Below are 2,603 nucleotides of genomic sequence, written 5' to 3' on the forward strand. Positions count from 1 at the left end.
CGAGACCTTCGCGCGCCGCGAGTGGCCCCGCGCCGCCTGGTACGCCGCCGCCTACGACGTGGAGGTGGGCGCCCACCTGCTCCCGCGCACGGTCGCGGGCGCGTCGCTCGTGCTGTTCCGGACCCCGTCCGGCGAGGCTCACGCGCTGGAGAACGCCTGCTGGCACCGGCTGCTGCCGCTCTCGGAGGGCAGGCTCCTCGGCGACGAGGTGATGTGCGGCTACCACGGGCTGCGCTACGACGCCGACGGCCGCTGCACGTTCATGCCGTCGCAGAAGACCGTGAACCCGTCGGCCCGCGTGCGCTCCTACCCGGTCATCGAGCGCCACCGCTTCGTCTGGGTGTGGACCGGCGACCCCGCCGACGCCGACCCGGCGACGATCCCCGACCTGCACTGGAACGACGACCCGGCGTGGGCCGGCGACGGGCGCCTCATCCACGTCGACTGCAACTACAAGCTCATCGTCGACAACCTCATGGACCTCACCCACGAGACGTTCGTGCACGGCGGCAGCATCGGGCACCGCTCGGTGGCCGAGTCGCCGTTCGAGGTCACCCACGGCAAGGGCACCGTCACCGTCACCCGCTGGATGGTCGACGTCGAGGCGCCGCCGTTCTGGGCGCGTCAGCTGGAGTGGCGCGGGGCGCCGGCCGGCAACGTCGACCGCTGGCAGATCATCCACTTCACCCCGCCCGGGACCATCGCCATCGACGTGGGCGTCGCCCCCACCGGCACCGGCGCCCCCGAGGGCGACCGCTCGCAGGGCGTCAACGGGTTCGTGCTCAACACGATGACCCCGGAGTCGGCCACCTCCACGCACTACTTCTGGGCCTTCGCCCGCAACTACGCGCTGACCGACCAGCGGATCACGACGCTGCTGCGCGAGGGCGTCAGCGGGGTGTTCGGCGAGGACGAGGAGGTGCTCGCCGCCCAGCAGCGCGCCATCGACGCCCACCCGGACAAGGAGTTCTACAACCTCAACATCGACGGCGGCGCGATGTGGGCCCGCCGCCTGATCGACCTGATGCTGGCCGCCGAGGACGACTCGTACGCCGAGGCCGGCGCCCGCGCCGAGCGCGACATCGCCGAGCACCACCGCACCGACCCCGGCGACGGCGCCGAGCGCGAGGTCGCCCGGGCGCGGGCGGAGGCCGAGCGCGCGCGGAGCGGGTCGTGAGCGCCTCGACCTTCGTCGGGGCGACGGTCCGGGCCGTGCGGGCCGTCGCCGACGAGGTGCGCCAGGTGGAGCTCGTGCCCGACGACGGGGCCCGCGCCTACCCGCCGGGGAGCCACCTGGACCTCGCGCTCGAGGTCGACGGGCTGCCGGTGGTGCGCTCCTACTCCGTGGTCGGCGCGGCCCCCGAGCACGGCGCCTACCGGATCGCGGTGAAGCTGCTGGCCGACAGCCGCGGCGGGTCGCGCACCGTGCACGGGCTCGCCGCCGGCGACCGCCTCGAGCTGCGCCACCCCACGAGTCACTTCGAGCTCGACCCCCGGCGACCGGGGTACCTGCTCGTCGCCGGCGGCATCGGGATCACCCCGCTCGTCGGGATGGCCGAGGTGCTGGCCCGGCAGCGGGAGCGGACCGGAGCCCCGGTGCGCCTGGCCTACGCGGGGCGGCGGCGGGCGGCGATGCCGTTCGTCGACCACCTGCGCGGACTGCTCGGCGACGACGCCGTGGCCACCGCGGCCGGCGAGGACGGCGAGCGCCTCGACCTCGCGGCCGAGGTCGCGGGCCTGCACCCCGACGGCGAGGTCTACGTCTGCGGTCCGCCCCGGCTGACCGACGCGGTGCGGACGTGCTGGGCCGACCAGGGGCGGCCCGCGCGGCGGCTGCGCACCGAGACCTTCGGGACCGCCGGGCGCCACCCCACCGCGCCGTTCGACGTGGAGGTCCGCGACCACGGGCTCACCGTGCACGTCCCGCGCGACCGCACCCTGCTCGCGGCCCTGCACGACGCCGGGGTGGAGATGGTGTGGGACTGCCTGCGCGGCGAGTGCGGGCTGTGCACCGTGTCGGTGCTGGATCGCGAGGAGACCGCCGCCGTGGACCACCGCGACGTCTTCCTCGACGCCGACGAGCAGGACGCGTCCACGCGGATGTGCGCCTGCGTGTCCCGCGCCGTGGGCGGCCGGATCGCCATCGACACGGGCTACCGGACCGACGGCCCCCGGCCCGACCAGCTCCAGGCGTAGCGGCCGTCGTCGGCGGCCGTGCCCGCCTCGCCGAGCTCGAGGGGGCGGAAGGTGTCGACCATGACGGCGAGCTCGTCGACGTACTCGACCCCGAGCGAGCGCTCGACGGCACCGGGCTGGGGGCCGTGGGAGTGCCCGCCGGGGTGCAGGCTGATCGACCCCGGGCCGATGCCCGAGCCGCGGCGGGCCTCGTAGTTCCCGCCGCAGTAGAACATGACCTCGTCGGAGTCGACGTTGGCGTGGTAGTAGGGCACCGGCACCGAGAGCGGGTGGTAGTCGACCTTGCGGGGCACGAAGTTGCAGACGACGAAGCCCCGGCCCTCGAAGACCTGGTGCACCGGCGGTGGCTGGTGCACGCGCCCGGTGATCGGCTCGAAGTCGGCGATGTTGAACGTGAACGGGTAGAG

3 protein-coding genes are annotated in these 2,603 nt (G+C 74.6%); 2 read left to right on the forward strand and 1 reads right to left on the reverse strand.

Annotated elements, in window-relative coordinates; all coding sequences use genetic code 11:
- Both AC0CYZ_RS32125 and AC0CYZ_RS32130 read left to right on the forward strand, forming a co-directional pair.
- Positions 1 to 1,177, forward strand: a 1,177-nt coding sequence (locus AC0CYZ_RS32125) for an aromatic ring-hydroxylating dioxygenase subunit alpha (protein ID WP_472222408.1), incomplete at its 5' end; no start/stop codon positions are given.
- On the forward strand, positions 1,174 to 2,196 hold the full coding sequence (locus AC0CYZ_RS32130; protein WP_472222410.1) for a PDR/VanB family oxidoreductase: 1,023 nt from the start codon (positions 1,174 to 1,176) through the stop codon (positions 2,194 to 2,196). The genes AC0CYZ_RS32125 and AC0CYZ_RS32130, both read left to right, overlap by 4 nt.
- Here AC0CYZ_RS32130 and AC0CYZ_RS32135 read toward each other — a convergent pair.
- The coding region (locus tag AC0CYZ_RS32135; RefSeq protein ID WP_472222412.1) for a homogentisate 1,2-dioxygenase domain-containing protein at positions 2,154 to 2,603 on the reverse strand (450 nt) is incomplete at its 5' end. The genes AC0CYZ_RS32130 and AC0CYZ_RS32135 overlap by 43 nt on opposite strands.

The sequence above is a fragment of the Actinomycetospora sp. genome, assembly GCF_055612215.1.